Here is a 1,636-nt window from a genome sequence, read left to right as displayed (position 1 = left end):
TCCTGACTAACGTTTATTTCTCAGGCCATTGTGAAGCCTAACTCTTCAGGTCCTAGGTCTAATTTAGCGATGTTTTTCTTTATCCTTTGCACCAGCTTGAGCTTTCTTTTCTCATCCAGGAAAAGGTACTGGGTAGGCGGCTGATACTGCACCCCTTTGCTGAGCATGTTCCAGATGATCACCGCCAGCTTGCGGGCCGTGGCACTCACCGCCGCCTGCCGCCCCTTTCTGAAGGCCACCCGCCTGAAGAAGTCCGACAGGTGCGTCTCCTTAAGGTTGCCGATGACATTGGCCGCGTTTCTCAGGGCGATTTTGAGCCGGTTACTGCCCTTGGGAATGTGGCTGCTCAGCACCCTGCCCCCGCTCACCTTCGTGTTGGGGCACAGGCGGAGCCAGTTGGAGAACTGCTTGGCCGTGGGGAACTTCTTTATTCCCTCTGCGCCCACCTCGCTCATCAGCGCCAGCACCGTCGAGTGGCTCACCCCCTCTATCTGGAGCAGGTCCACTCCGCCGAAGTACTGGAAGGATAGCTGGTTAAGATCCATCTGCTGCGGGGCGTTTTTGTTTACCCGCTTGTAAGGCTTAGGATCTGCTTTTAACTGCCGCCTCTCTTCATCTGCCTCTACTTGTTCTATCAGCAGTTGCTCAATGGCCACATCACAGGCGGCTATCTTTGCCTGCAGCACCTTGTAGAGTTCCAGCTCCTGGGTGAGGGCAAAGAGCAGGTCCCGACGGCCGTTGCCGCAGAGGGCCCGGGCAATCTCTTCTTTTGATTTGCGGCAGTTGCCGTGGCGGAAACAGGCCAGCTTCTCCGGGTCTGTCTCACCTTGGCAGACAGCCTCGATGATGGCCATGCCCGTCTGGCCGGTGATGTCCCGCACCACCACGTCGAGCCGCAGGTTCAGCAGGCGCAGGTATTTCTGCATCTTCTGAGTCGTAACGGCGGCCGTCTCCAGCAGCGAGGTGCGGTGGCGGCAATAGGTGCGCAGCTCTTCGGTGGCCTGGTCAGGCAGGAAGCTACCCGTGAGAAGCCCCAGTGAATGCAGCCGCTGAATCCACTGGCAGTCCTGTACGTCTGTCTTACGGCCCTTGATGTTTTTGGTGAACTTACCGTTGCAAAGCAGCACCTCCAGCCCGGCACCTTGTAAGGCAGCAAACAGATTCTGCCAATAGGTGCCGGTGCTCTCCATGGCTACCGTGGTGATGTGGTGCGCATGCAGCCATTGAGCCAATTGCAGCAGGTCAGATTCATAAACGCCGAACTCCCGCACTTGGTCAGCTCCCTGGCCCACAGCCACAAAGTGGGAGCGGCTGCCTACATCAATGCCGGCGGCATGCGGGTTGACAATTTCCATGGGCAGATTCTTCTTTTTCATAACATGCTTAATGAAGTGTAAGAAAAATATCCCAGGGGAATGTACTGTAGGTATTGAAAGTATCCTGATCGGGGTCTCTGAAGAGCCACCACTGAAATCACCTCAAAGCTCCTCTGCTACAGCAAAAAGCTTTTTACACTCCAACCAGAATTTGACCCGAGCTTGGAAGCATCAATTAGAAACCGGTCTTGCAAGGGATACAGTGTAGATACGCAGAAGCGTTAGCCGGAGAAATCAATAGTTAATATAGGGGGAATTTG

Annotated in this window: 1 protein-coding gene; it reads right to left on the bottom strand. The window is 55.0% G+C overall.

The window, feature by feature from the left end; translation table 11 throughout:
- Positions 1-20: 20 nt before the first annotated feature.
- Entirely contained in the window at positions 21-1,376 is a 1,356-nt protein-coding gene (locus Q1B04_RS19935) for an IS110 family transposase (protein WP_299762761.1), read from the bottom strand.
- Positions 1,377-1,636: the final 260 nt, after the last annotated feature.

The sequence above is a fragment of the uncultured Pontibacter sp. genome (assembly GCF_947495565.1).
GTDB lineage: Bacteria > Bacteroidota > Bacteroidia > Cytophagales > Hymenobacteraceae > Pontibacter.
Note: the sequence above shows the minus strand (reverse complement) of the source record. Positions and strands in the feature narration are given on the sequence as shown.

Excerpts from the sequence above, each read along its gene's own strand:
- Q1B04_RS19935 (WP_299762761.1), bottom strand. The coding sequence starts at position 1,376 with ATGAAAAAGAAGAATCTGCCCATGGAAATTGTCAACCCGCATGCCGCC.